The 25367-nt window shown below is 68.9% G+C and carries 18 protein-coding genes; 5 read left to right on the top strand and 13 right to left on the bottom strand.

What is annotated here, in order from left to right; translation table 11 throughout:
• Positions 1 to 22: 22 nt before the first annotated feature.
• Positions 23 to 1885, bottom strand: a complete 1863-nt coding sequence (gene sppA, locus AB4083_RS06355) for a signal peptide peptidase SppA (RefSeq protein WP_441606927.1) — start codon at positions 1883 to 1885, stop codon at positions 23 to 25.
• 52 nt (positions 1886 to 1937) lie between these two features.
• The gene (locus tag AB4083_RS06350; RefSeq protein ID WP_441606926.1) at positions 1938 to 3320 is read right to left on the bottom strand and encodes an MATE family efflux transporter; all 1383 of its coding nucleotides are present in this window, start codon (positions 3318 to 3320) and stop codon (positions 1938 to 1940) included.
• 275 nt (positions 3321 to 3595) lie between these two features.
• Here AB4083_RS06350 and AB4083_RS06345 point away from each other — a divergent pair, with 275 nt between their 5' ends.
• The 4 genes from AB4083_RS06345 to tal all read left to right on the top strand — a co-directional run bounded on the left by AB4083_RS06345 (position 3596) and on the right by tal (position 9892).
• Positions 3596 to 4822 (top strand): DUF3667 domain-containing protein, encoded by a 1227-nt coding sequence (locus tag AB4083_RS06345; RefSeq protein ID WP_441606925.1) that lies wholly within the window; start codon positions 3596 to 3598, stop codon positions 4820 to 4822.
• Between the two features lie 521 nt (positions 4823 to 5343).
• Positions 5344 to 7524, top strand: coding sequence for a primosomal protein N' (locus tag AB4083_RS06340; protein ID WP_441606924.1), 2181 nt, complete (start codon positions 5344 to 5346; stop codon positions 7522 to 7524).
• Between the two features lie 65 nt (positions 7525 to 7589).
• Positions 7590 to 8876: an NAD(P)/FAD-dependent oxidoreductase gene (locus tag AB4083_RS06335; protein WP_441606923.1), complete on the top strand. Its 1287-nt coding sequence runs from the start codon at positions 7590 to 7592 to the stop codon at positions 8874 to 8876.
• Between the two features lie 62 nt (positions 8877 to 8938).
• A complete protein-coding gene (gene tal / locus AB4083_RS06330; RefSeq protein WP_441606922.1) occupies positions 8939 to 9892 on the top strand; it encodes a transaldolase in 954 nt (317 codons plus the stop codon).
• Between the two features lie 116 nt (positions 9893 to 10008).
• On the opposite strand, the gene AB4083_RS06325 is transcribed toward tal, so the two are convergent.
• The 11 genes from AB4083_RS06325 to AB4083_RS06275 all read right to left on the bottom strand — a co-directional run bounded on the left by AB4083_RS06325 (position 10009) and on the right by AB4083_RS06275 (position 24583).
• Positions 10009 to 11454, bottom strand: coding sequence for an efflux transporter outer membrane subunit (locus AB4083_RS06325; protein ID WP_441606921.1), 1446 nt, complete (start codon positions 11452 to 11454; stop codon positions 10009 to 10011).
• On the bottom strand, positions 11438 to 12646 hold the full coding sequence (locus AB4083_RS06320; protein WP_441606920.1) for an efflux RND transporter periplasmic adaptor subunit: 1209 nt from the start codon (positions 12644 to 12646) through the stop codon (positions 11438 to 11440). The genes AB4083_RS06325 and AB4083_RS06320 overlap by 17 nt, the downstream gene beginning before the upstream one ends.
• Complete coding sequence (locus AB4083_RS06315) at positions 12636 to 15842, bottom strand: efflux RND transporter permease subunit (protein ID WP_441606919.1); 3207 nt, start codon at positions 15840 to 15842, stop codon at positions 12636 to 12638. Before AB4083_RS06315 ends, AB4083_RS06320 begins: the two co-directional genes overlap by 11 nt.
• 295 nt (positions 15843 to 16137) lie before the next feature.
• Entirely contained in the window at positions 16138 to 17598 is a 1461-nt protein-coding gene (locus tag AB4083_RS06310; protein WP_441606918.1) for a sensor histidine kinase, read from the bottom strand.
• On the bottom strand, positions 17595 to 18296 hold the full coding sequence (locus AB4083_RS06305; RefSeq protein WP_441606917.1) for a response regulator transcription factor: 702 nt from the start codon (positions 18294 to 18296) through the stop codon (positions 17595 to 17597). Before AB4083_RS06305 ends, AB4083_RS06310 begins: the two co-directional genes overlap by 4 nt.
• Positions 18297 to 18386: 90 nt before the next feature.
• Positions 18387 to 19244: an RNA polymerase sigma factor RpoH gene (rpoH, locus tag AB4083_RS06300; protein WP_441606916.1), complete on the bottom strand. Its 858-nt coding sequence runs from the start codon at positions 19242 to 19244 to the stop codon at positions 18387 to 18389.
• Positions 19245 to 19394: 150 nt separating this feature from the next.
• Positions 19395 to 20108 (bottom strand): uracil-DNA glycosylase, encoded by a 714-nt coding sequence (gene ung, locus AB4083_RS06295; protein ID WP_441606915.1) that lies wholly within the window; start codon positions 20106 to 20108, stop codon positions 19395 to 19397.
• Entirely contained in the window at positions 20105 to 20947 is an 843-nt protein-coding gene (locus tag AB4083_RS06290) for a response regulator (RefSeq protein WP_441606914.1), read from the bottom strand. Before AB4083_RS06290 ends, ung begins: the two co-directional genes overlap by 4 nt.
• A 132-nt stretch (positions 20948 to 21079) precedes the next feature.
• Positions 21080 to 22060: a permease-like cell division protein FtsX gene (gene ftsX / locus AB4083_RS06285; RefSeq protein ID WP_441606913.1), complete on the bottom strand. Its 981-nt coding sequence runs from the start codon at positions 22058 to 22060 to the stop codon at positions 21080 to 21082.
• Complete coding sequence (gene ftsE / locus AB4083_RS06280; protein ID WP_441606912.1) at positions 22057 to 22734, bottom strand: cell division ATP-binding protein FtsE; 678 nt, start codon at positions 22732 to 22734, stop codon at positions 22057 to 22059. The genes ftsX and ftsE overlap by 4 nt, the downstream gene beginning before the upstream one ends.
• Positions 22735 to 22849: 115 nt before the next feature.
• The gene (locus tag AB4083_RS06275) at positions 22850 to 24583 is read right to left on the bottom strand and encodes a DEAD/DEAH box helicase (protein WP_441606911.1); all 1734 of its coding nucleotides are present in this window, start codon (positions 24581 to 24583) and stop codon (positions 22850 to 22852) included.
• Between the two features lie 429 nt (positions 24584 to 25012).
• On the opposite strand from AB4083_RS06275, the gene trxA reads away from it, so the two are divergent.
• On the top strand, positions 25013 to 25339 hold the full coding sequence (trxA, locus tag AB4083_RS06270; RefSeq protein WP_441606910.1) for a thioredoxin TrxA: 327 nt from the start codon (positions 25013 to 25015) through the stop codon (positions 25337 to 25339).
• Positions 25340 to 25367 lie beyond the last annotated feature (28 nt).

The following is a 25367-nucleotide window of genomic DNA, read 5'->3' as shown; positions in this document are numbered from 1 at the left end:
TTTTTCACTACCTTCGTTCGACTCAGCGCGGCTCGCAGAAGCAATACGCATACACGTTCGGCTTGCCCGACTGCGCGTTCTTCAGCAGCTTCAGCTCCGGCGCCAGCATCGGCAGCTGCGCCACCCACTCGGGCAGGTGCACGCCGTAGGCGCGCAGCGCGATGGTGGCCGAGCTGTCGTTGAGGTTGACGATGAACTGCTCGAAGCCGCCCAGCGGCGCCTCGACATAGTGCAGCGAGGGGTTCTTGCCTAGCTTGGCGCGCTGCGCTGCATCCGCGACCGCTTCGCGCAGGCCGCCGAGCTGGTCGACCAGGCCGCGCTCCAGCGCCTGCTGGCCGGTCCACACGCGACCCTGGGCGATGGTGTCGATGGCGTCGTACGGCTTGCCGCGCGCCTTTGCCACACCGCCGACGAAGTCGCGGTAGCCCTTGTCGATGATCGCCTGGATCAGCGTGCCCACCTTCGGGTCCAGCGGACGCGTAATGTTGAACGCGCCGGCCAGCGGGCCGGTGCCCACGCCGTCGGTCTTCACGCCGAGCTTGTCCAGCGTGCCGGGCACGGTGAAGTACATGCCGAAGATGCCGATGGAACCGGTGATCGTATTGGGCTCGGCGAAGATGCGGTCCGCATTCATCGAGATCCAGTAGCCGCCGCTGGCGGCCACGTTGCCCATCGACACCACCACCGGAATGCCGGCTTCCTTGGTCAGCGCGATCTCGCGGCGGATCTGCTCGGCCGCGTACACCTCGCCACCCGGCGAGTTGACGCGCAGCACCAGCGCCTTGGTGCGGCGGTCCTCGCGCGCGGTGCGGATCAGCGCCGCGGTGGACTCGCCGCCGATGGTGCCCTGCGGCTGCTTGCCGCCGACGATCTCGCCCTCGGCCACCACCACCGCCACGCCGGCTTGCAGCGCGCTGGTGCCGGACACGCCGGCCAGGTAGCGGCGCAGGTCGACCTGGCGGAAGCCTTCGCCCTTGCCGCCGGCCGGCACGCCTTCCTTGCGCATCATGTTTTCGAGGTCGTCGCGCGTGGCCAGCCCGTCGACCAGGTGTTCGTTGAAGGCGAGCTGGCCGAGGTCGCCCTTGGTGCCGGCGATCGCCTCCGGCAGGCCGTCGACGGCGGCGCGCAGCGCGGCCGGTTGGAGCTTGCGCAGCTTTGCCACCTCGTCCAGATAGCGGTCCCACAGACCGCCCATCCAGAACGCATCGGCTTCCTTCGACTCCGGCGAGGCGTGGTCGAGGATGTACGGCTCGGCCGCGCTCTTGAACTGGCCGACGCGGAACAGGTGCACGTCCACGCCCAGGCGGTCGAGCAGGTCCTTGTAGAACAAGCGGTAGTTGGCAAGGCCGGTCAGCACCACGCCACCCATCGGATCGAGCAGGATGCGGTCGGCGTGCGCGGCCAGGTAGTACTGGCCCTGGTCCATGTTCGACGCCCACACGATCACCGGCTTGCCGGCAGCGCGGAAGCGGTCCAGCGCCGCGGCCACCTCGTGCAGCGCGGCGAAGCCGCCGGCGTGCACGTCCTGCGGCTGCAGCAGGATGCGGCTGATGCGGCTGTCGCCGGCGGCCGCGTCGATCGCCGCCACCAGGTCGCGCACCTGCACCTGCTTGGGCGCATTGCCGGACAGGCCCTGCAGCGCGCGCTCCAGCGGCTCGATGCTGAACTGTTCGACCAGTTCGCCCTGCGGCTTGAGCACCAGCACGCTGTCGTTCTGGATGCCGCGCTCGCCGTGGCTGCCGGCCCAGAAGCCCAGCATCAGCAGCAGGAAGAAGCCAAGGAACACAAAGAAGATCAGGTTGATGATGACCAGCCTGACCACGTTGATCCCACGCCCGAACACGCGCAGGAAAGCCCAGAAACCGTTGGTGCCGCGCTCCGTCATTCGTACGTTCCTCGATAAGACGGCGGCAGCGTACCCCGTCGTGTCTTACAGGTCATGTGGGAGAAGTGCTGGTCGGGCGACGCCAGCGCTCGGTCTTCGAACTGCGCCAGAAGCGGGTGAACAGCAGCAGCGCGGCCACGCTCAGGCCGGCCACCAGCCCCATCCACATGCCGCGCGCGCCCAGTCCCTGGCGGAACGCCAGCCACCAGCCGAACGGCATGCCGATCACCCAGTAGGCGAACAGCGTCATCGCCATCGGCGCGCGGGTGTCCTTCAGGCCGCGCAGCGCGCCGTTGGAGGCGACCTGGATGCCGTCGGAGAACTGGAACACGCCGGCCAGCACGATCAGCTGGGTGGCCAGCGCGATGACCGCCGCGTCGCGGGTATACAGCGAGGCGATCAGATGCGGCAGGCCCAGCATCAGGCTGGCCGACACGATCTGGGTGAGCACGGCCAGGGCGATGCCGCAGAAACCGGCGTAGCGCACACCCTGGGCGTCGCCGCGGCCGACCGCGTTGCCCACGCGCACGGTGATCGCCATGGCCAGGCCCAGCGGGATCATGAAGAACACCGAGGCGATGTTCAGCGCCACCTGGTGGCTGGCCACCACCGTTTCGCCCAGCGTGCCCAGGGCCAGCGCCACCGCCACGAACAGGCCGCCTTCGGCCAGCAGGGTGATCGCCATCGGCAGGCCGATCGAGAGCAGTTCGCGGATGCGCCGCGGGTTCGGCAGGTCGAAGCGCTCGCCCAGGTTCAGGCCGCGGTAGTTGCCGTGGCGCGAGATATAGACGGCGAACCCGAGCATCTCCATCCACAGCACCAGCGCCGTGGCGACCCCGCAGCCACGCGCCCCCTGCGGCTCCAGGCCGAACTTGCCGAACATCAGCACGTAACCCAGCGGCGCCAGCACGCACAGGCCGGCCAGGGCGAAGAACATCGACGGCAAGGTCATCGACAGGCCTTCGGACAGGCCGCGCAGCGCGAAATAACAGGTCAGCGCGGGTGCGCCCCAGCTGATCGCGTGCAGGAACGCCACCACGTCGTTGCGCAGGCCGGGGTCGACCCCGATCAGGTCGATCAGCGGACCGGCATGGCGCACGCCGAACCACAGCAGCACGCCCATGCCGATCGCCAGCCACAGCGCCTGGCGGAACACCGCGCCGACTTCGCCGCGGCGCCCGGCGCCATCGAGCTGCGAAACGGAAGGCGGCACCGCCATCATCATGCCGATGCCGCTGACGATCGCCAGCGCCCAGATGCTCGCACCCACCGCCACCGCACCCAGCACGTGCGCGCTGTAATGGCCGGCGAGCACGGCGTCGACCACGTTGGTGCCTACCGCGGCGAGCTGGGCAAGGATCAGCGGCGCCGCGAGCGCGAGGGTGGCGCCGATCTCGTGTGCCACGCGGGCGCGATCGGAAGGGGAAAGGAACATAGATCGGGACTCCAGGGCCGGCGATTCTACAGGCTCGCACCGACTCTTGATTCATGCCGGCGCCACCATCCGTCATCCCGGCGCAGGCAGGGATCCAGTAGCGGTATCGCTTGATTGTCGCGGCGAGCTCCGGCGGCCATGCTCGTTGGCTCCGTTCCTCTCACGTGCCTTGTCTCTACTGGATCCCGGCCTGCGCCGGGATGACGGGCACATGCGCGGTGCTATTGGTCAGACTCTTATGCCAAGATCGTCCGCTTGTAAGGGGAGGGGTCAACGTGAGCGGGAAAGACATCGTCTCGTACGACGGCGTGCATTGCGCCAATTGCACGGCGCCCATGCAGGGCGAGTTCTGTCACCACTGCGGGCAATCGATCCACACCGTGCTCAAGCCGGTGCACCACATGTTCGAGGACACGCTGGAGACGATCCTCCACGTGGACGGCCGCGTGCTGCATACCCTGCCGCCGCTGATGACCAAGCCGGGCTTCCTCACCCTGGAATATTTCTCCGGGCGCCGCCAGCGCTACGTGCCGCCGTTCCGGCTGATGTTCGTGCTGTGCCTGCTGGCGTTCTTCCTGACCCATATCGCGGTCGACGTGCTGGTCTCGCACGCCAAGGATTTCTCGCCCGGCGTCCACACCGACCGGCACCAGTTCGACGACCTCAAGACCGCCGACGAAGTCCGCCACGCGCTGGACGAACAGCTCGCCGACCTGCAGCAGGCGCGCTCGACGGTGGCCAACGTGCCCGGCGCCGATGCCGGCCTGGTCAAGGCCGAGAAGACCCTGCGCAAGCAGGCGGAGCGGCGCATCGCAAAGATCGACGCGGCCAACGCACCGGGAGCGAGCGGGTCGGCGGCGGCACCGGCGGCGGCCGCTTCCGCGCCCGCCGTCGCCTCCAGCGCGGAAGCGCCGGCCAAGAACGACGACGTCGAGCTCGAAGACATGCTGGGCCAGCGCGATCACGTGCGCATCGCCTGGCTGCCCGAGTTCATGAATACGCGGCTGGAGCACGCCGCCGCCAACCTGAGCGCCAACATCAAGGGCTGGAAGAGTCCGGACCCGGGGGTGCGCGAACAGGCCACCGAGCGCGTCAAGGCCGGCATCTTCGGCGCGCTGCCGCAGACCATGTTCGTGCTGATGCCGGCGTTCGCCCTGCTGCTGAAGCTGTTCTACATATTTAAGCGCCGGCTGTTCATGGAGCACCTGATCGTGGCGCTGCACAGCCACGCCTTCCTGTTCGCCAGCGTGCTGCTCTGGGTGCTGCTGGCCCTGCTGAAGTCCTGGATCACCCCGCATGCGGCCTGGGCCGGATACCTGCTGGGCTGGGTGGAAATCGCCCTGGCGGTGTGGGCGCCGGTCTATCTGCTGCTGATGCAGAAACGGGTCTACCGGCAGGGCTGGCCCATGACCGTCCTGAAGTTCCTGATGGTCGGCTGGTGCTACACGTGGCTGCTCGGATTCGCCGTGATGAGCGCCCTGGCGCTGGGTGTCGTGCACTAAGCAATAGGCCTGAATTCTGTGATGTGCATCACACCGGAACCGGGCAGTGGCCGACGGATCGAGCCTAGCCAGAATCGGGCCAGCGAGGGTTTTGCACAGCATCACAGGACTGTCAATAGATTGACCACCTCGATGTCAGTTGTATGAACATCGGCCAAGCGCTCAAGCCAAGTTATTGAATTATCAATACATTACAAGTTGGCTAAAAGTTCGACAGCACGTCGCAAAGTCCGATTTTTCTGGCTTTGAGGGCACCCTTCCCCGGCGCATCCACAGACTTATCCACAGCTCTTGTGGATAAGCCAATTTTCCCCCTTCACAGAGCCACTTACCGGGTACTTCTCGACGGGGGGCCAGCAGGTGGTCGAAAACGAAGGCGTAGGTTGGGGTGAGCCGCAGGCGAACCCCAACGTGGCGAGGCGCTCGAAGGTGCCAGGGTTGGGGTTCGCCTGCGGCTCACCCCAACCTGCGCCGGCGTTGTGGCGGAACGGTCGTTACACTGGCCCGCCTTGAGGATCGCCATGCCCTCCGTTCTTCGCGTCGCCCTGCCCGTCCCCCTGCCGACCCTGTTCGACTACCTGCCGCCCGCGGCGGGCGAGGCGCAGCCGGGCAGCCGCGTGCTGGTGCCGTTCGGGCGCGGCAAGGCGGTCGGGGTGGTGGTGGAGACCGGCGTCGAATCGACCCTGGGCGGCTCGCGCCTGAAGCGTGCGCTGCGGCTGCTGGACGAGGCGCCGCTGCTCGATGCGGAACTGATGAAGACCCTGGCCTGGGCCGCCGACTACTGGCTGGGCGCGCCCGGCGAGGCCTACGCCAACGCGCTGCCGCTGGCGCTGCGCGAAGACAAGCCGCTGCCCGACACCTACGAGGAAGTGTGGGCGCTCACCGTGGCCGGCCGCAGCGCACTGGATGCCGGCAGCCGCAAGGGCGGCAGCCGGCGCCTGCTGGAAACGCTGGCCGCGGCGCCGCTGAGCGCCGGCGAATTGCACGAACGCCTGCCGGACTGGCGCGAAGCGGCGCGCCGGCTTGCCAGCGCCGGCCTGATCGAGCGCGTGCGCCGCACTGCCGATGCCACGCCGCAGCCGGTGGTCGCAGCGCTCCCGCTCAGCGCCGAGCAGCAGGCGGCGGTCGCAGCGGTCGGTGCCGAGCTGGGCCGCTTCCAGCCGTTCCTGCTCGACGGCGTCACCGGCAGTGGCAAGACCGAGGTGTACCTGGCGCTGATCGAGCGCGTGATCGCCGAAGGCAAGCAGGCGCTGCTGCTGGTGCCGGAGATCGGCCTGGCCCCGCAGACCGTGCGCCGCGTGCGCGAACGCCTGGGCGTACCGGTGGAAGTGCTGCATTCGAACCTGGCCGAGGGCGACCGCGCGCGCGCCTGGCTGCGCGCGCGCGACGGCGAGGCGCGGGTGATCCTGGGCACGCGCTCGGCGGTGTTCACGCCGTTGCCGCGCGCCGGCCTGATCGTGGTCGACGAAGAACACGACGGCGCCTACAAGCAGCAGGAAGGCTTCCGCTATCACGCGCGCGACCTCGCCCTGCTGCGCGGCCGCGCGCTGGGCGTGCCGGTGCTGCTGGGCTCGGCCACGCCTTCGCTGGAATCGCTGGCCAATGTGGACGCCGGCCGCTATCGCGCACTGCATCTGCGCGCGCGGCCCGGCGCGATCCGCCCGCCGCAGGTGCAGATCGTGGACATGCGCGCGCAGCGGCTGGAGCACGGCCTGTCGCCCACCCTGCTGAACGCGGTGGCCGACACCATCGCGCGCGGCGAACAGGCGCTGGTGTTCCGCAACCGCCGCGGCTATGCGCCGGTGCTGCTGTGCCATCAATGCGGCTGGCATGCGGAATGCCCGCGCTGCGAACACCCGCTCACCCTGCATGCCGGGCGGCGCCAGCTGATCTGCCATCACTGCGATTACCGCACGCGCGTGCCCGAGCAGTGCCCTTCGTGCGACGCCCCGGACCTGAAACCGCAGGGCCAGGGCACCGAGCGCCTGGAGGAGGCGCTGACTGCGCGCTTCCCCGAAGCGCCGGTACTGCGCATCGACCGCGAGACCACGCGCCGCCGCGACGCCTTCGACGAACTGCTCGAGCGCCTGCGCGGCGACGGCCCGGCGATCCTGGTCGGCACGCAGATGCTGGCCAAGGGCCATGACCTGCCCAACCTCACCCTGGTCGCCATCGTCGGTGTCGACGAGGGCCTGCACAGCGTGGATTTCCGCGCCAGCGAGCGCCTGGCGCAGCTGATCGTGCAGGTGGCCGGACGCGCGGGCCGCGCCAGCAAGCCCGGCCGGGTGATCCTGCAGACCCACCATCCGGAACACCTGCTGCTGCGCCAGCTGCTGGCGCAGGGCTACGCCGCCGCGGCGAAGGAGCTGCTGGCCGAGCGACAGGCGGTGCAGCTGCCGCCGTATATGCATCAGGTGCTGCTGCGCGCCGATGCGCACCAGCGCGAGCACGTGGATGCGTTCCTGCGCGATGCGCGCGACGCGCTGCAACCGGCGGCGCAGACGGAACTGGGCATCGCCGGCCCGATGCCCGCGCCGATGCCGCTGCGCGCGGGCCGGCACCGCGGCCAACTGCTGGTCGAAGCAGCCAGCCGCGCCACCCTGCACGCCGCGCTGCGGCCGTGGGCGCGCGGCTTGTCGGCGCTGCCGTCGGCGCGGCGGGTGCGCTGGTCGCTGGATGTGGATCCGGTCGATCTGTACTGAGCAGAGAACGCGGCAGCGGCCGCTCCCGTAAAATGGCCGGCGCCCTCTCCCACGAGCTTCCCCCGATGTCCCAGCCCGATCCCCGGCCGCACATCGTCATCCTCGGCGGCGGTTTCGGCGGCATGGCCGCCGCGCACCGGCTCGACCATGCGGCGCTGCGCGTCACCCTGGCCGACCGCCGCAACCATCATCTGTTCCAGCCGCTGCTGTACCAGGTCGCCACCGCGGGCCTGTCCGCGCCGTCGATCGCCGCGCCGTTGCGGCAGATCCTGCGCAAGCAGCAGAACGTCACCGTGTTGCTGGACGAAGCCCAGGGCATCGACCTGGCCCACCGGCGCGTACAGCTTGCGCAAGGCCCGCTCGATTACGACTACCTGATCGTCGCCACCGGCGCGACCCACGCCTACTTCGGCCACGACGACTGGGCCCGCCACGCGCCGGGCCTGAAGACGCTGGACGACGCCTTCGCCATCCGCCGCCGCGTGCTGCTGGCCTTCGAGCATGCCGAGCGCGAGGACGATCCGGCGCGGCGCCAGGCCTGGCTGAACTTCGTGGTGGTCGGCGGCGGCGCCACCGGCGTGGAACTGGCCGGCACGCTGGCGGAGATTGCGCGCCACACCTTGCCGCGCGAGTTCCGCCGCAGCGATCCGCGCACGGCCAACATCCTGCTGGTCGAAGCCGGCCCGCGCGTGCTGCCGGCGTTCGCGCCGGAACTGTCGGCGAAGGCGCAGCAGCAGCTGGAGAAACTGGGCGTGCAGGTGCGCACCGGTACCGCGGTCACCGCGATCGGCGCCGACAGCGTCAAGCTCGGTGACGAAACGCTGGCATCGCGCACCGTGCTGTGGGCTGCCGGCGTGGCCGCCTCCCCGCTGGGCCAGCACCTCGGCGTGCCGCTGGACCGCGCCGGCCGCGTGCTGGTGACGCCGGAGCTGGCCGTGCCGGGGCATCCGGAAGTATTCGTGGCCGGCGACCTGGCCAGCGTGAGCCAGGCCGACGGCAAGCCGGTGCCCGGCATCGCCCCGGCGGCCAAGCAGATGGGCCGCTACGCGGCGGACGCGATCCTGCAGCGCATCCGCGGCGGCGCCGCGCCCGCGCCGTTCCGCTACCGCGACGACGGCACCCTCGCCACCATCGGCCGCATGGCCGCGGTGGCGCAGTTCGGGCGGGTGAAGCTGTCCGGCGTGCTGGCCTGGTGGGTGTGGCTGATCGCCCACGTGTACTTCCTGATCGGCTTCCGCAACCGGCTGGTGGTGCTGCTGGACTGGGGCTGGTCGTACTGGACCTACCAGCGCCATGCGCGCATCGTCACCGGCTCGGATCCCGCGCGTTCCGACGCTACAGACGAAAGCTGAGCACGCTTTGCCCGGGGCCGCCGGGCGGCGACAATACCTTGTTCCCTCTGACGGATCCCGACGTGTCCAACCAACTCGAACAGCTGCGCCAGTACACCACCGTGGTCGCCGACACCGGCGACATCGAGGCGATCGCCCGCTATCGCCCGGTGGATGCCACCACCAATCCCTCGCTGCTGCTGAAGGCGACCGAGCTGCCGGCCTATGCCCCGCTGATCGACGAAGCCGTGCAGTGGGCCAAGGCCCAGAGCGCATCGCGCGAGCAGCAGCTGATCGACGCCGGCGATTACCTTTCGGTGGCCGCCGGCCGCAGGATTTCCGAACTGGTGCCGGGCCGCGTCTCCACCGAAGTGGATGCGCGCCTGTCGTTCAACACCGACGCCACCATCGCCAAGGCCGAGCGCCTGATCGGCCTGTACGCGGCGGCCGGCGTGAAGCCGGAGCGCATCCTGATCAAGATCGCCTCCACCTGGGAAGGTATCCGCGCGGCCGAGGTGCTGGAGCGCCGCGGCATCCAGTGCAACCTCACCCTGCTGTTCTCGTTCGAGCAGGCGGTGGCGTGCGCGGAAGCCGGCGTGTATCTGATCTCGCCGTTCGTGGGCCGCATCATGGATTGGTATGTGGCCAACACCGCGACCAAGACCTATGCACCGGCGGAAGACCCGGGCGTGCAGTCGGTGCGCCGCATCTACGGCTGGTACAAGCAGCACGGCTTCGACACCGTGGTGATGGGCGCGAGCTTCCGCAATATCGGCCAGATCCAGGCGCTGGCCGGTTGCGACCGGCTGACCATCAGCCCGGACCTGCTGGAGAAGCTCGAAGCGACCAGCGAGCCGCTGCCGCGTGCGCTGCAGGACGACGGCAAGCGCGAGGCGCGCGTGCCGGCGCTGGACGAGGCGGGTTTCCGCTGGGGCCACAACGAAGATGCGATGGCGACGGAGAAGCTGGCCGACGGTATCCGCAAGTTCGCCGCGGACCAGCGCAAGCTCGAGGCGATGCTGGCGGCTCGGCTGTAAGCGACACGCTTCGGCGTAGGTTGGGGTGAGCCACAGGCGAACCCCAACGACGCGGTGCGTATCGATGTGCCGATGTTGGGGTTCGCCTGTGGCTCACCCCAACCTGCGCCGGGCGTTTATTTTGCGGACGCCAGCTCGCCGGCGGTCCAACCACCGCCCAACGCCCGCACCAGCTGCACGCTCGCGCGCAGCTGCCGCGTATCCAGATCCAGCAGGCTACGCTGCGCATCCAGTGCCGCCGTCTGCGCCTGCACCACGTCGAGATAACCCACCGCGCCCTGCCGGTACCGGTCCATCGCGATATCCAGCGAGCGCTTCGCCGCATCCGCCGCATCCTGCTGGTCGTTGCGTGCCGAACCGTAGTGATCGAGCTGGGCGAGGTTGTCCTCCACCTGCTGGAACGCATTGAGCACCACGCCGCGATAGCGCGCGCCGGCTTCCTCGGTCGCCGCCTTGGCGGCCTCGACGCCGGCTTTGCGGCGGCCACCGTCGAACAAGGTGAGCAAAGCGGTCGGACCGATCGCCCAGAACTGATTCGGTGCGGTGAACAGGCCACCGTAGCGATCGCTCTGGAAGCCGCCCTGCGCGCTCAAGCCCAGCGACGGGAAGTACGCCGCGCGCGCGATGCCGATACGCGCGTTCGCCGCGGCGACGCGGCGTTCGGCGGCGGCGACATCCGGGCGGCGCTGCAACAGCGTGGACGGCAGGCTGACCGGCACCGTCGGCAACGGCAGCGCCGTGACATCGGCGGTCAGCTTGAAGTTCGATGCCGACTCGCCCACCAGCGACGCGATCGCATGTTCAACCAGCGCACGCTGCGCCTGCGTCTGCGACCACTGCGACTTGGTCGAGGACAGCTGCGTCTGCGCGCGCGCCACGTCCAGGCCCGAAGCGATGCCGCCCTGGTGCCGCGTCTGCGTCAGCTCCAATGCCTTCTGGTACGCCGCGATGCTTTCCTTCAGCAACTGGATCTGCTGATCTAGTCCACGCAGCACCAGATAATTGTCGGCCAGCTGCGCCTGCAGGCTCAGGCGTGCGGAAGCCAGATCCGCAGCCGCGGCAAGCGCATCGTCCTTGCCGGCTTCGACGCTATTGCGCACGCGGCCCCACAGATCGATTTCGTAATCGACCTCGGCGCCCAGCGTGTAGCTGTCGTAGTTGGCCGGCGAGGTGGCGCCGCGCAGCGGGCGCGTATCGGACTGCCGGTCGCGCTGCGCATTCGCATTCACGCCCACCTGCGGAAACAACCCGGCACGAGCCTGCTGACTGAACGCCTGCGCCTGCTGGTAATGCGCCAGCGCGGCGGCGAGATCGGCGTTGTTCTTCAACAGGCGCTGCTGCAGCTCGCTCAGCTGCGCATCGCCGTACAGCGTCCACCAGCCGTCGCGCGGGAGCTGGTCGGACGGCTGCGCCGCCACCCAGCTCTTGCCGTAGGCCTCGCCGTGCTCCTGGAACTGCTCGGCCACCGGCACCTCCGGCGCCTTGTACGCCGGCGCCAGCGAGCAGCCGGCCAGCGCTGTCGCCAGGGCGATGGCGAGGACGCGCTCAGGCCTTCTTTTCATTGACGCGTCCCTGGTTCTTGGCCAGCTCGGTGCTGTCCTTCCCGGCGGTGCGCACGCGGTCGCCGTCGATCAGGCCGTCGGGCGGGCTCTCGATCACGCGGTCGTCCGCGCCGAGGCCGGAACCGATCTCCACCGTCTTGCCGTAGTCGCGCAGGATGGTGACCTGCTTGAACGCGATCTTGTTGTCGGCGGCGAGCGTGGCGATGCGCGTGCCCTTGTCGTCGAAGATCAGCGCGCTGGCCGGCACGCGCAGCGCGGTGGCGTCGCCGGGGCGGTCCAGCCGCACGCTGGCGAAGCTGCCGGGCATCAGCTTGCCGTCGGCATTGTCGACGGCGAGCTGGATCAGGGTGGTGCCGGATTCCGCGGCCACCGCGCCGGCCGAAGCCTCGACGCGTGCCTGGAACGTACGCCCCGGATATTCCGGCACCGCCAGCGTGGCGATCGCGCCCGGCTTGATCGACGGTACGTAGTTCTGCGGCACGCGCACGTACACGCGCAGCTTGCGCACGTCGGATACCACGAACAGTTCCGGACCGCTGCCGCTGCCGGCATTGATCAGCGCGCCGACGTCGGTCTCGCGCGCGGTGACCATGCCGTCGAACGGCGCGACGATGCGGGTGAAGCCCTTCAGCGCGTCGATGCGGTCGACATTCGCCTTGGCTGCCTTGGCGATGGCCTGCTTGGCGGTGAAGTCGCCGGTCTTCTCGTCCACTTCCTGGCGCGAGACCGAGTCGGAACCGAGCATGGCCTGCCAGCGCTTGGCGGTGGTGGCGGCCAGCGCGGCGTTCGCTTCGGCGCTGGCCAGATCGGCCTTGGCCTGCAGCAATTGCTGGTCGAGGTCGGGCGTTTCGATTTCCGCCAGCAGCTGGCCGGCCTTGACCGGCGCGCCGATGTCGACCTTCCAGGACTTCAGATAGCCGCTGACGCGCGCGTAGATCGGTGCGCGCGCATAGGCTTCGAGGCGGCCCGGCAGATCGAGCGAAGCACCGGCGGCGCTGCGCTCGACTGGCACCACGCTGACCGTGGGCACGGCCTGCTGGTCGGTCCAGTCCTTCAGCTTGCGCGCGTCGTTGGCGCGGGTGACCACGCCGGTGGCGACGACCGCGACGACGACGATGGCGCCGATGATGCCGGCACGGCGCAGGCGATGCACCGGCACGGGACGAGGGGTGTGAGGAGCGTTAGGCGACATGGACGGGCTCTCCGGAAACCGAAGCCGGGTCGGCTGCGCGGCCATGCCGCGCGTGAATGATGCGGAATACGACGGGGACGAAGAACAGCGTGGCGATGGTGGCGAAGATCAGGCCGCCGATCACGGCGCGGCCCAGCGGCGCGTTCTGTTCGCCGCCCTCGCCCAGGCCCAGCGCCATCGGCGCCATGCCGATGATCATGGCCAGCGCGGTCATCAGCACGGGACGGAAGCGCACGAAGCCGCCTTCCATTGCCGCCAGGTGCGCGTCGCCGTGCTCGGCCAGGCGCTCGCGGCAGAAGCTCACCACCAGGATCGAGTTCGCCGTCGCTACGCCCATGCACATGATCGCGCCGGTAAGCGCCGGCACCGACAAGGTGGTACCGGTGGCGAACAGCATCCACACGATGCCGGCCAGCGCGGCGGGCAGCGCGGTGATGATCACGAACGGATCGCTCCAGGACTGGAAGTTCACCACGATCAACAGATAGATCAACACCGCCGCGCCGAGCAGGCCGAAGATCAGGCCGGAGAAGGCGCTGTTCATCGTCTTCACCTGGCCGAGCAGCGCGGTGGACGAACCCTTGGGCAGTTCCTTGGCGTGCGCGGCGACGATGTTCTGGATATCCGCAGCCACGGCGCCGAGGTCGCGCCCCTGGGTGGTGGCGAAGATCTCCACCATCGGCTGGATGTTGTACTGGCTGACCACCGCATTGCTGGCGCCGCGCTTGAGCGTGGCCAGGCCGCCGAGCAGTTGCGAGCTGCCGCCGCCGCTGGCGGTGACCGGGATGTTTTCCAGCGCCGACAGCGAGTCGAGCTTGTACTGCGGCGTCTGCATCACGATCGGGTAGGAGATCTGGTTCTGCGGGTTCAGCCAGAAAGTCGGCGCCACCTGGCTGGAGCCGGCGAGATTCACCACCATGCTGTTGGTGACGTCCCGCTCGGTCACGCCCAGCAGCTGCGCGCGGGTGCGGTCCACGTCCACCGCGAAGGTGGGATTGGCCTGCGACTGCTGGATGCGCGCGTCGGCCACGCCCGGCACGCGGCGGATCTCGCGCAGCAGCTTGTTGGCCAGCACGAAGTTCTGCGGCAGGTTGCTGCCGCGGATCTGCAGGTCGATCGGCGCGGGCGAACCGAAGTTGAGGATCTGGCTGATGATGTCCGCCGGCGGGAACGAGAACGTCACGCCCGGGAACTGGTGCGGCAGTTCCTCGCGCATGCGGCGCACGTAGCCGGCGGTGGGCCGGTGGCCTTCGTTGAGGGCGATCTGGATGTCGCCATCCCACGAACCGATGGTGCCGGTGTTGTTGTAGGCGGTGTTGATGCCGCTGATCGGCTGGCCGATGTTGTCCACCACCGTGCCCAGTTCCTCCGGCGGCACGATGCGTCGGACCGCTGCCTGCACGTTGGCAAAGATGGTGGCGCTTTCCTCCACGCGGGTGCCGATCGGCGCGCGCACGTGCATCAGGATCTGGCCGGCATCGACCGCGGGGAAGAAGTTGCGGCCCAGGAACGGCACCAGCGCGAACGAGGCGACCACGAAGGCGAGGAAGCCGCCGACGAACACCCGGCGATGCTCCAGCGCCATCGCCAGCAGGTCGCGATAGGCCGCGCGCACGCGCTCGAAGCGCGCCTCGAAGCCGCGCTGGAAACGCACCAGCGGGTTGCCCGAGGGCGGCAGCGCGGCAAGGCTGCCGTGCTCGTCGGTATGCGCCGCGTGGGGCTTGAGCAGGTACTTCGCCATCGTCGGCACCAGCGTGCGCGACAGGATGAACGAGCAGATCATGGCGAACATCACCGCTTCGGCCATCGGCACGAACAGGAAGCGCGCCACGCCTTCCAGGAAGAACATCGGCACGAACACGATGCAGATGCACAGCAGCGAGACGAAGGCCGGCGTCACGATCTGGCGCGCGCCGTCCATGATCGACGTCTCCACGTCCTTGCCGTGCTCTAGATGCCAGTTGATGTTCTCGATGGTCACCGTGGCGTCGTCCACCAGGATGCCCACTGCCAGCGCCAGGCCGCCCAGGGTCATGATGTTGAGCGTCTCGCCCACCGCGGACAGCGCGATGATCGAGCCGAGGATCGCCAGCGGGATCGAGGTGGCGATGATCACGGTGGAACGCCAGCTGCCGAGGAACAGCAGGATCATCAGGCTGGTCAGCGCCGCGGCGATGATGCCTTCCTTCGCCACGCCGCCGATGGCGGCGCGCACGAACAGCGACTGGTCGCCGATCGGCGCGATCTGCAAGGTCTCGGGAAAAGTGTCCTTGGCGTCGATCAGCTTCTGCTTGACGCCTTCGATGATCGCCAGCGTCGAGGCCGAGCCGTTCTTCATCACCGTCATCAGCACTGAGCGGCCGCCGTCGACGTGCACGATATTGCTCTGCGGCGGGTTGCCGTCGCGCGCCTGGGCTACGTCGCGGATATAGACCGTGGTGCCGTTGACCGTCTTGATCGGCAGGTCGCCCAGCGCGCGGATGTCCGACGGCGCGTTGTTGAGCTGCAGCGTGTATTCGTACTCGCCGATCTTCTGCGTGCCCACCGGCACGATCAGATTCTGCGCGGCGAGCGCGTTGGCCACCTCCTGTGCCGAGAGTCCGCGCGCCTGCAAGGCGGCAGGATCGATGTCGATCTGCGCCTGGCGCGACTTGCCGCCGAACGGAAACGGGATCGACGCGCCCGCCACCGAGGTGAGCACCGGACGCACCGCGTTGATGCCGAGATCGCCCAGGTTCTGCTCGCTCAGGCCCTTGCCGGACAGCGCGAGCTGGATGATCGGCACGGTCGAGGCGTTGTAGTTGAGGATCAGCGGCGGCGTGATGCCCGGCGGCAACTGGCGCAGCAGGGTCTGCGCCACCGCGGTCACCTGCGCGTTGGCGGTGCGGATGTCCACCGTCGGCTGGAAGAAGATCTTGATCACGCCGAAGCCGTTGATCGACTGCGCCTCGATGTGTTCGACGTCGTTCACCGTGGTGGTGAGCACGCGCTCGAACGGCGAGGCGATGCGCCCGGCCATCTGGTCCGGCGGCAGGCCGGTGTACTGCCACACCACGCTGATCACCGGGATCTTGATGTCCGGGAAGATATCGGTCGGCGTCCGCATGGCGGACAACGGGCCGATGATCATGATCAGCAGGGCGAGGACGACAAAGGTGTAGGGCCGCGAAAGCGCGATCCGGACGATGCCAAGCATGCGGGGGATTCCGTGCGCGAATGTTGCGTCGCGAAATTTTGACACGGAGCCCCGGCCGGGCGGCCGGTCAGGTGGATGAAGATATTTTCATATTGAAATGTCCGACGCTGGCGAGGCCTTAGCCCCTCTCCCCCCGGGAGAGGGGTTGGGGTGAGGGTACGGGCGGAGTGGTGCGTTGCGCTTCGCCCGTACCCTCATCCGGCTGCCGCCACCTTCCTCGCTCCTCAAAGCCGCGCACATCCCTGTGCGCTCCCCGCGTGCTCCCGGAGGGAGAAGGGTTCCAGATCGGGCGCTGTCAACCAGCAGTTGCCACCGGCGGAATACGCTCGCTCGCGGTTTCCGGCGGCGCCACCATGCGCGACAAACAGGTGCCCGGCACTTCCCCCGGCTTCACCGTATAGCCGTACAGCGTGATGCGCGACCCTGGCCCTTCCTTCGGTTCGCCGATATCCAGCGCAAAGCCGTGCAGGCGCACGATCGCGCTGACGATGCTCAGCCCCAGGCCGGAGCCGGGCATGGTGCGGCTGTTGTCGCCGCGGTAGAAGCGCCGCGTCACGGCGTCGCGCTCGTTGGCGGGGATGCCGGGGCCCTGGTCGAGGATGCTGATGCGCGGGCCGCGGCTGTCCATGCGCGCGCGCAGGCGCACTTCTCCGCCGGCGGGCGTGAACTTGATGGCGTTGCCGACCAGGTTGGCCAGCGCCTCGAACAGCAGGTGCGCATCGCCGCGCACCGCCACGGTGGGCTCGATATCGAGCACGAACGGCTGGCCGCGGTCTTCGGCCACCGGCGCGTAGAACTCGTGCACCTGCTGCAGCACGCTGCCGAGATCGACTTCGTCGAAGCAGGCATTGCGCCGCCCGTCTTCCAGCTCGGACACGCGCAGCAGTGCGCGGAAGCGGCCGAGCACCTGGTCGATATCCACGATGCTCGCTTCGACCAGCGCGGCTTCCGGCTGCTCGGCGAGCTGCTGCTGCGTGCGATACAGCCGTGCGCGCAGGCGGGTCAGCGGCGTGCGCAAGTCGTGGGCGATGTTGTCGCACACGCCCTTCACCTCGTTCATCAAGCGCTCGATCTCGTCGAGCATGCTGTTGACGATGGCGGCCAGCACGTCGACTTCGTCGCCGCGGCTGCTGACCGGCAGGCGCTTGGTGAGGTCGCCCTGGCGGATCGGATCGGTGGCCTGCTGCAGCTTGCGGATGCGTTTTTCCGGGCCGCGGCGCAGCAGGAAGCCGCCGAGCAGGCCGGGAATCACGGTGAGCGACACCGCCCACAGCAGTGCACGCCAGACCACGGCGCCGAGGCCATCGACCGTGCTGTTGTCCTTGGCGATGACCAGCACGCGGCCATCGGCGAGCCGGGTGGCCAGCGCGCGGGCGCGCAGCTGGCTGCCGTCGCGATCGGGGCGCGGCAGGCCCTGCGCCAGCAGGCGCACCTTGCTGTCCGGCGCCAGCTCGGCCGGCATGCGCGCGATGTTGCCGGCCAGCGGCTTGCCGGCGGGGTCGAACAGGCCGACCGACATCACGCCGTGCGGATCGATGGTGATGGCGGCGTCCACGGTGGCGCCGAGGCGCGAGTTCTCGGTGTTCGCCAGATAGTGCATGCGCTGTACCAGCATCTGGTCGATCACGGTGTTGAGATAACGCGTGGTCTCCCACTGGATCACGCCGACCAGCACCAGGCCCCACACCGCGAACAGCGCGCCGTAGATCAGGATCAGGCGGGAGGTGGTGGAGCGCCAGGCGTTGGGGCGATTCATGGTTGCGCTGCCGCGTTCTGGGGAGCCGAGGTGATCATGTAGCCGGTGCCGCGCACGGTGCGGATCAGCGGCGCCTGCCCGGAGCCGTCGATCTTGCGCCGAAGCCGGCCGATGTGCACGTCGATCACATTGGTGCCGGGGTCGAAATGGAAACCCCACACCGCCTCGAAGATCATGGTGCGGGTCAGTACCTGGCCGCTGTGGCGCATCAGGTATTCGAGCAGGCGGTATTCGGTGGGCTGCAGGGTCAGCGGCTGGCCCTGGCGGTAGGCGACGTGGCGCACCAGGTCCAGTTCCAGCTCGCCGACGCGCAGGCGCGTCTCGTGCTGTTGTGGCTGGCGGCGGCGCAGCAGCACCTCGGCGCGGGCGGCCATCTCGTCGGGGGCGAACGGTTTGGTGAGGTAGTCGTCGCCGCCGGCGCGCAGGCCGCGCACGCGGTCGTCGACCTCACTGAGCGCGCTGATCATCAGCACCGGCGTCTCGATCTGCTGCCGGCGCAGCGCTTCCACCACCTCGATGCCTTCCATGCCGGGCAGCATGCGGTCGAGCGTGATCAGGTCGTAGGCATGGGCGCTGGCGCGGGCCAGGCCTTCGCGGCCGTCGGCCACCCATTCGGCGGTCATGCCGTGCACGCTGAGCTCGGCCACGATCTCGCGGGCGGTGACCTCGTCGTCTTCGATGACCAGGACTCTGGGCATGGTGTGGACGTCCGGACGTCTGGGGGTGGTGGCGCAAAAACCGACGGCCCCGGGTGGGGCCGTCGGCGATCGTAACGCGCTATCCGGGAATCAGGCGGCGAACAGGCCGCGCATCTTCTTCATCGCGTTGGCCTCGACCTGGCGGATGCGCTCGGCCGAGACGCCGTACTCGTCGGCCAGGTCCTGCAAGGTGGCCTTTTCCTCGTTCAGCCAGCGGCGCTGGATGATGTCGCGGGAACGGTCGTCCAGCTTGCGCAGGGCGTCGGTCAGCGTTTCCAGCTGGTTGTCGGCCTGGTCGGCGTCGGCGATGTTGTCGTACGGGTCGGCGCCCTCGTCGACCAGGAACGCGGCCGGTGCGGGCTTGGCATCGTCGTCGGCGTCGGCCGGGGCCTCGAAGCCGATGTCGCGGCCGGACAGGCGGGCTTCCATCTCGCGCACGGTCGCTTCCGGCACGCCCAGGTCCTTCGCCACCACGCGCACTTCCTCGGCGTTCATCCAGCCCAGGCGCTTCTTGCTCTTGCGCAGGTTGAAGAACAGCTTGCGCTGCGCCTTGGTGGTGGCCACCTTGACGATGCGCCAGTTGCGCAGGATGAACTCGTGCATTTCGGCGCGGATCCAATGCACCGCGAAGCTGACCAGGCGCACGCCCTGGTCCGGGTCGAAGCGCTTGACCGCCTTCATCAGGCCGATATTGCCTTCCTGGATCAGGTCGCCGATCTGCAGGCCGTAGCCGCTGTAGCCGCGGGCCACGTGGACCACGAAGCGCAGATGGGACATCACCAGCTTGCGGGCGGAGGCGAGGTCGTCGCCTTCCAGATAGCTGCGCGACAGCGCCTGCTCTTCTTCCTGGCTGAGCACCGGGATGCGGTGTACCGCCGAAATATAAGCATCCAGACTGCCGACAACACTGGGCACCGGCAGGTTGGCGGTCACCAAAGCTTGAGACATGTGTGGATCCTCCTCGTATGGAATTCAGCTTAGCACTCCCTAGGTGAGAGTGCTAAAGCGCTCGGGAAGTTCCCTGCGGGAGTCCCCGGCTGCTTTATTGAACTGAATCGTACAGGAATTTGAATTCCGCGTCCAGCGCGTCCCGCCGACTCAGCCCTCGCCGGCTTCCAGCGCGGCCCGGGACGGCAGCGACCAGTCGATCGGCGGCTGGCCGCGCTCTTCCAGATAGCGGTTGGCGGCGGAGAAATGCCCGCAGCCCAGGAAGCCCCGATGGGCCGAGAGGGGGGATGGGTGCACCGAGCGCAGAACGCAATGCCGGCGGCTGTCGATCAACTGGCCCTTGCGCTGGGCGTAGGAACCCCACAGCAGGAACACCAGCCCCTCGCGCTCCCGGTTCAGGGCATCGATGGCGGCGTCGGTAAAACCCTCCCAGCCCTTGCCCTGGTGGGAGGCGGCCAGGCTGCGTTCCACCGTCAGCACCGCATTGAGCAGCAGCACGCCGCGGTCGGCCCAGGGGGTGAGGCAGCCGTGGTCCGGCGGCGCGATGGCCAGGTCGCGCTGGATCTCCTTGAAGATGTTCAGCAGCGACGGCGGCGTCGGCACCCCCGGCCGCACCGAGAAGCACAGGCCATGCGCCTGGCCGGGGCCGTGGTACGGATCCTGGCCCAGGATCACCACCCGGACCCGCTCGAACGGGGTGTGGTCGAAAGCAGCGAAGATCTCCGGCCCCGGCGGGTAGATCACCTTGCCCTGCTGCTTCTCCGCACGCAGGAAGGCCGCCAGCGCCTGCATCTCCGGCCGCTCCAGATAGGCGCCGATGCGCTCCTTCCAGGACGGCTCCAGCTTGACCCGGCCCTCGTTCATGCGGCCCGGTCGCGCTGGCGCAGATGCCGCGCCACGCGCAGCTGGAACAGCACCTTGGTGATCAACAGCTTCTCCTCGATCGGTTTCTCGACCAGGTCGTTGGCGCCGGCCCGGAGCAGGGCCGCCTGGTTGGCGGGGTTCTCGTCGCCGGTCATCACCAGCACCGGCAGGCGGCCCTTGCCGTAGGCGTAGTCGCGGCGGATCCGCTCGAGCAGGTCGCCGCCGGTGAGCTCGCCCTTCAGGCTGACGTCGGTCAGCACCAGGTCGGCGCCGACCTCGCCCTGCGCCCGCGCGGTATCCAGCCAGGCCAGGGCGTCTTCGGCGCTGATCACATGGCGCACGGTCAGGCCGTACTTTTCCAGGATGCGGCGGGTGGCCAGCGCGACGACGCGGCTGTCCTCCACGTAGAGCACCTCGCCCTCGGCCGAGCTTTCCGGGCGCACATAGCCGCGGATGAATTCGGCCAGCGCCTGGAAGCCCAGGGATTTGTCGAAGTAATCGGTGACGTGCTCGCCCAGCGCGCGGCGATGCAGGCGGTCGTCGACGTCGCCGGACACCACCACGATCGGCACATAGATCTGCGGCGCCGATTCGCGCACGTAGCGCGCCAGCTCCAGGCCGTCCATGTCCGGCAGGCGCAGGGCGATGGTGATGAAGTCGAACACGCCGCCCTCGAGCAGCTGGTGCGCTTCCGCACCGCTCGCGCAGCCCACCACCTCGGCATCCGGCAGCTCCACCTTGAGCACGCGGCTGATCAGCTGCCGCACCACTTTCGAACCGTCCACCACCAGCACGCGCGGCGCGGCGCTGACGATGCGGTTGCTGAAACCTTCACTCATTGACCGATCCATCCACGCTCAGCGGCCTCCTTGCCGAACCATCGATGGACGCCCCCTTGCGTCCTTCCATCCGGGCATCTTGCCCTGCCGGCCCTGCAGTTGCCTGCGACCGGCGTCACTTTCGTCGTTGACCTAGGCCGCCTTGCGCAATTGCCAGGCGCTGACCAGGCGTGCGCCCAGCCAGCCGAGCACCGCCGCGGCCACCGGCACCGCGCCCAGCAGCCACAGCGGCAGCATGCCGAGCTGAAGCTTGCCCTCGTAGACATGACCGAGGCGTGTCACCGGCTCGGCCAGCGCCATCTCGATCAGCAGCGCCATGCCGGCGGCGAGCACGCCGCTGAACAGGCCGTACCAGATGCCCGCATACAGATAAGGACGGCGCACGAAGGCGCCGCTGGCGCCGATCAGCATCAGCACGCCGATCTCCTCGCTGCGGCTGGCGATATCCACGCGCACGGTATTGCCGACCACCAGCAGCACGGCCAGCGCCAGCAGGCCGGCCAGGATCAGCACCACCCGGTTGCCCACCCCGAGCAGCGCATCCAGCCGCTGCCGCCAGGTGCCGCTGTCCTGCACCAGGTCCACGCCCTGCATGGCGCGCAGGTCGGTGACCAGGCGGGCCACGTCGTCGGCATTGGCACCAGGCTTCGGCAGCACGTCCAGGGCGTACGGCAGCGGGTTGCTGTCCAGCGTGTTCAGCGCGCCGGAAAAGCCCTGCATCTTGGCCAGTTCGTCCATGCCCTGCTGCGGGCTCTTCACCGCCACCGAGGCCACGTCCGCGCGCTCGCGCAGCTTGGTCGCCATCATCTCCACCGCCGGCCCGGTCTGGCCCGGCTGCATGAAGACCGACACGGCCTGGCTCTGCCCCAGCGCCGCGCCGAGCTGCTGCACATTGCCCAGCAATAGATAGAAGGTCAGCGGCAGCGCCAGCGCCAGCGCCATCACCGCCACCGTCAGCAAGGTGCCGACCGGGCGCGACATCAGCCGGCGCAGGCTGGCGCCCGCGCTCCAGGCGTGGTGGTCGCGCCAGCTGGCGACCGGACGCGGACGGCTGCGTTCGACCCGGTTCGGTTCGGCCACGATCGGGGTATCGAGATCCTGCGGCGCGCTCACAGCACCTCCTCCGCGGCGATATCCGCGACCAGGCGGCCGTGGTCGAGCACCACCACGCGCTTGCGCATGCGCTTGATCAGCGGCAGGTCGTGGCTGGCCACCAGCACGGTGGTGCCGACATGCTGGAATTCGGCGAACAGGCCCATGATCTCCACCGCGAGCTGCGGATCGAGGTTGCCGGTGGGCTCGTCGGCGATCAGCAAGGTGGGCTTGGCCACGATCGCGCGGGCAATGCCCACGCGCTGCTGCTCGCCGGTGGACAGCGTGGCCGGCAGCTGGCGCTCGTAGGCGAGCAGGCCGACCTTCTCCAGCGCGGCGCGCACGCGCCGGCCGCGCTCGGCCGGGGCGACGCCGCCGATCACCAGCGGCAGTTCCACGTTGGCGAACACGGTGCGGTCCATCAGCAGTCGATGGTCCTGGAACACCATGCCGATGCGCCGGCGCAGCTTGGGAATGCCGCCGCGCCCGATCTTGGCCAGGTTCTGCCCATCGAGCGCGATGCTGCCGTGCGACGGGCGCTCGATCAGGCCGAGCAGCTTCAACAGCGTGCTCTTGCCGGCGCCCGAATGGCCGGTGACGAAGGCCATCTCGCCCGTCGCCACCTGAAATGAAAGCTGCGAGAGCGCCTCATGGCCGCCCTCGTAGCGTTTGCTGACTTGGTCGAAGCGGATCACCGCGTGTCCTCGATCCTTGATCCCGCACTGCCGGCAAGGATACGGGATGCGCGTAGCAAAACGATCCCCGCGCAGGCCGCCGCGACGCGATTGGCGTGCGCGGCGGCGAAGGAGTTCAGCGGCCGGTGAACAAACGCGCGAGGCGACGGAAGAAGCCCGGCTTCTTCGGCGCGCCTTCCGCGTGCCCCGCGGCGGTGGCCGTCACCTGGCGCGACGGCCGCGGGCCGGTGTCCGCGCCACCGCGTTCGCGCGCGGGACGATGCCCGTCGCGGTTGCCGCGTGCGGCGTCGGCGGCAGCCGGTGCGGCGTTCTCCACCGGCGCGTCTTCGCGACGGCGACCGCGACCGCCACGGCGGCGACGGCGCTTGTTCGGCGCTTCCGCGCCGGCAGTTTCGTTGCCGGCTTCGGGACGGGCAACCGGTGCCTGCGGCGCCACGTCAGCAGCAACTGCGGCCGGGTCGGCTTCACGCGGCTTGCGCGCCTCGCGCGGCGGCCGGCCTTCGCTGGAGCGACCTTCGCCCGAGCGGCGCTCGCCGGGGCGGCGTTCGCCCGGACCGCCGCGGCGTGAACCGCGTCCGCCGCCGTCCTTCTCGCGGTTCTCGACCTTGTCGCCGAACGCCGCGCTGTCGGCGGCCGCGTCGGCGGCGAACTGCGCGTCCATCTCGCGCGGCTTGGGCATCACCAGCATCTCGGGATCGATCGCCGCGACCGGGATGCGCTGGCCGATATAGGTCTCGATATCCGGCAGCGACATCGCGTACAGGTCGCAGGCGAAGCTGACCGCGTCGCCCTCGGCGCCCAGGCGCGCGGTGCGGCCGATGCGGTGCACGTAGTCCTCGGCGTCCTGCGGCAGGTCGTAGTTGAAGACGTGGCTGACCGCCGGGATGTGCAGGCCGCGCGCGGCCACGTCGGTGCACACCAGCATGTCGAGCTGGCCGTCCTGGAAGCGCTGCAGCAGCTTCTGGCGCTTGAGCTGCGGCACGTCGCCGGACAGCGCGCCCACGCGGTAACCCTGGCGCTTGACCCGGTCGGTGATGCGCTCGGCGGCCATCTTGGTGTTGACGAAGATGATGCTGCGGCTCGGGTTGGTGCGCTCGAGCAGGTTCAGCAGCAGCGGCATCTTCTCTTCCTTGGAGGGGAAGTAGACCTGCTGGCGCACGCGGTCGGCGGTGACGTTCTCGGTCTCCACCACCAGCTTCTCGGCGTTGTGCATGTGCTCGTAGGCCAGCTCCAGCACGCGGTGGCTGAGCGTGGCCGAGAACAGCAGCACCTGGCGCTGCTCGCGCGCCGGCAGGCGGCGGAAGATGAAGCGCACGTCCTTGATGAAGCCGAGGTCGAACATGCGGTCGGCCTCGTCGATCACCATCACTTCGACGCCGTTGAGGCCGAACACGTGCTGCTTGTAGTAGTCGAGCAGGCGGCCGGGCGTGGCGATGATGATGTCGCAGCCGTCCTGCAACTGCTTGCGCTGCTTGTCGTAGTCGACGCCGCCGTAGATCAGCGCGGTCTTCAGCCCGGTGTGGCGGCCGATGCTGCGCGCGTCCTTGTCGATCTGGATGGCCAGCTCGCGGGTCGGCGCGATGATCAGAGCCCGCGGGTCGCTGTCCTTGCGCTCGGCCACGGCCGGGCTGTTCAGCAGGCGGTTCATCAGGGCGACCAGGAAGGCGCAGGTCTTGCCGGTGCCGGTCTGGGCCTGGCCGGCGACGTCGCGGCCGGTGAGCGCCATGGGCAGGGTCAGGGCCTGGATCGGCGTGCAGCGGGTGAACCCGGCCTCGTCGAGGCCTTGCTGCAGCAGCGGATGGAGGTCGAAATTGGTGAAAAAGGTATCGGTAAGAACAGTTTGGGACATGGATGTCAGTCGTCGGTGGGGCGGCCGCATAGCGGCTCGCCCTGTCCCGGAGGCGGTCGGAAAGCCTGGAGGACGGGTTAAGGGTGCGGCGCCGGCCAGCGCGACAGGTTGGCCGGTCAGCGGCGAGGGCTCGCGGGTGACCGCGGTGCGCCTCGCGACTGGCGCCGAGGTGGCGGGCCTTGACGACCGGCAGTTCCGCCGACATAGGGAAACAGGCGGCTCTGCCCGCTTCCCTATATCGCCGGAACTGCCGCGAAGGCGGCCCTTGAATCGCTTGAATCGTGCCCTGAGTTACGCTGGAATGGAGGCCTGCCGCAACGGCATCACTTCCTTTTTCCGGTCCGACCCGCGCTTCATGGGCGCCCCAGTGTAGCCGATGCTGGCCGCGCGGTCGTCAAACCTTCCCCTACCTGTCAATCGGAGACCCCGGTGAGCGACCTGATTACCCATGTAAGCGACGACGCCTTCCAGAAGGAAGTGCTGGAGTCCGATACCCCCGTCCTGCTGGACTTCTGGGCGGAGTGGTGCGGCCCCTGCAAGGCGATCGCGCCGGCCCTGAACGAACTGGCCGAGGAATACAAAGGCAAGCTGCGCATCGTCAAGATCAATATCGACCACAACCAGAAGACGCCCCGCGACTACGGCGTGCGCGGCATCCCCACCCTGATGGTGTTCAAGGGCGGCAAGGTCGAAGCCACCCAGATCGGCGCCGTCAGCAAGGGCCAGCTGAAGCAGTTGATCGACAAGTCGATCTGAAGCAACCACCCCCTTCACCCGCCGCCCG

This window comes from Dyella sp. 2RAB6, assembly GCF_052115385.1.
Taxonomy (GTDB): Bacteria; Pseudomonadota; Gammaproteobacteria; order Xanthomonadales; family Rhodanobacteraceae; genus Dyella_D.
This window is presented reverse-complemented; position numbering and strand designations above follow the sequence as displayed.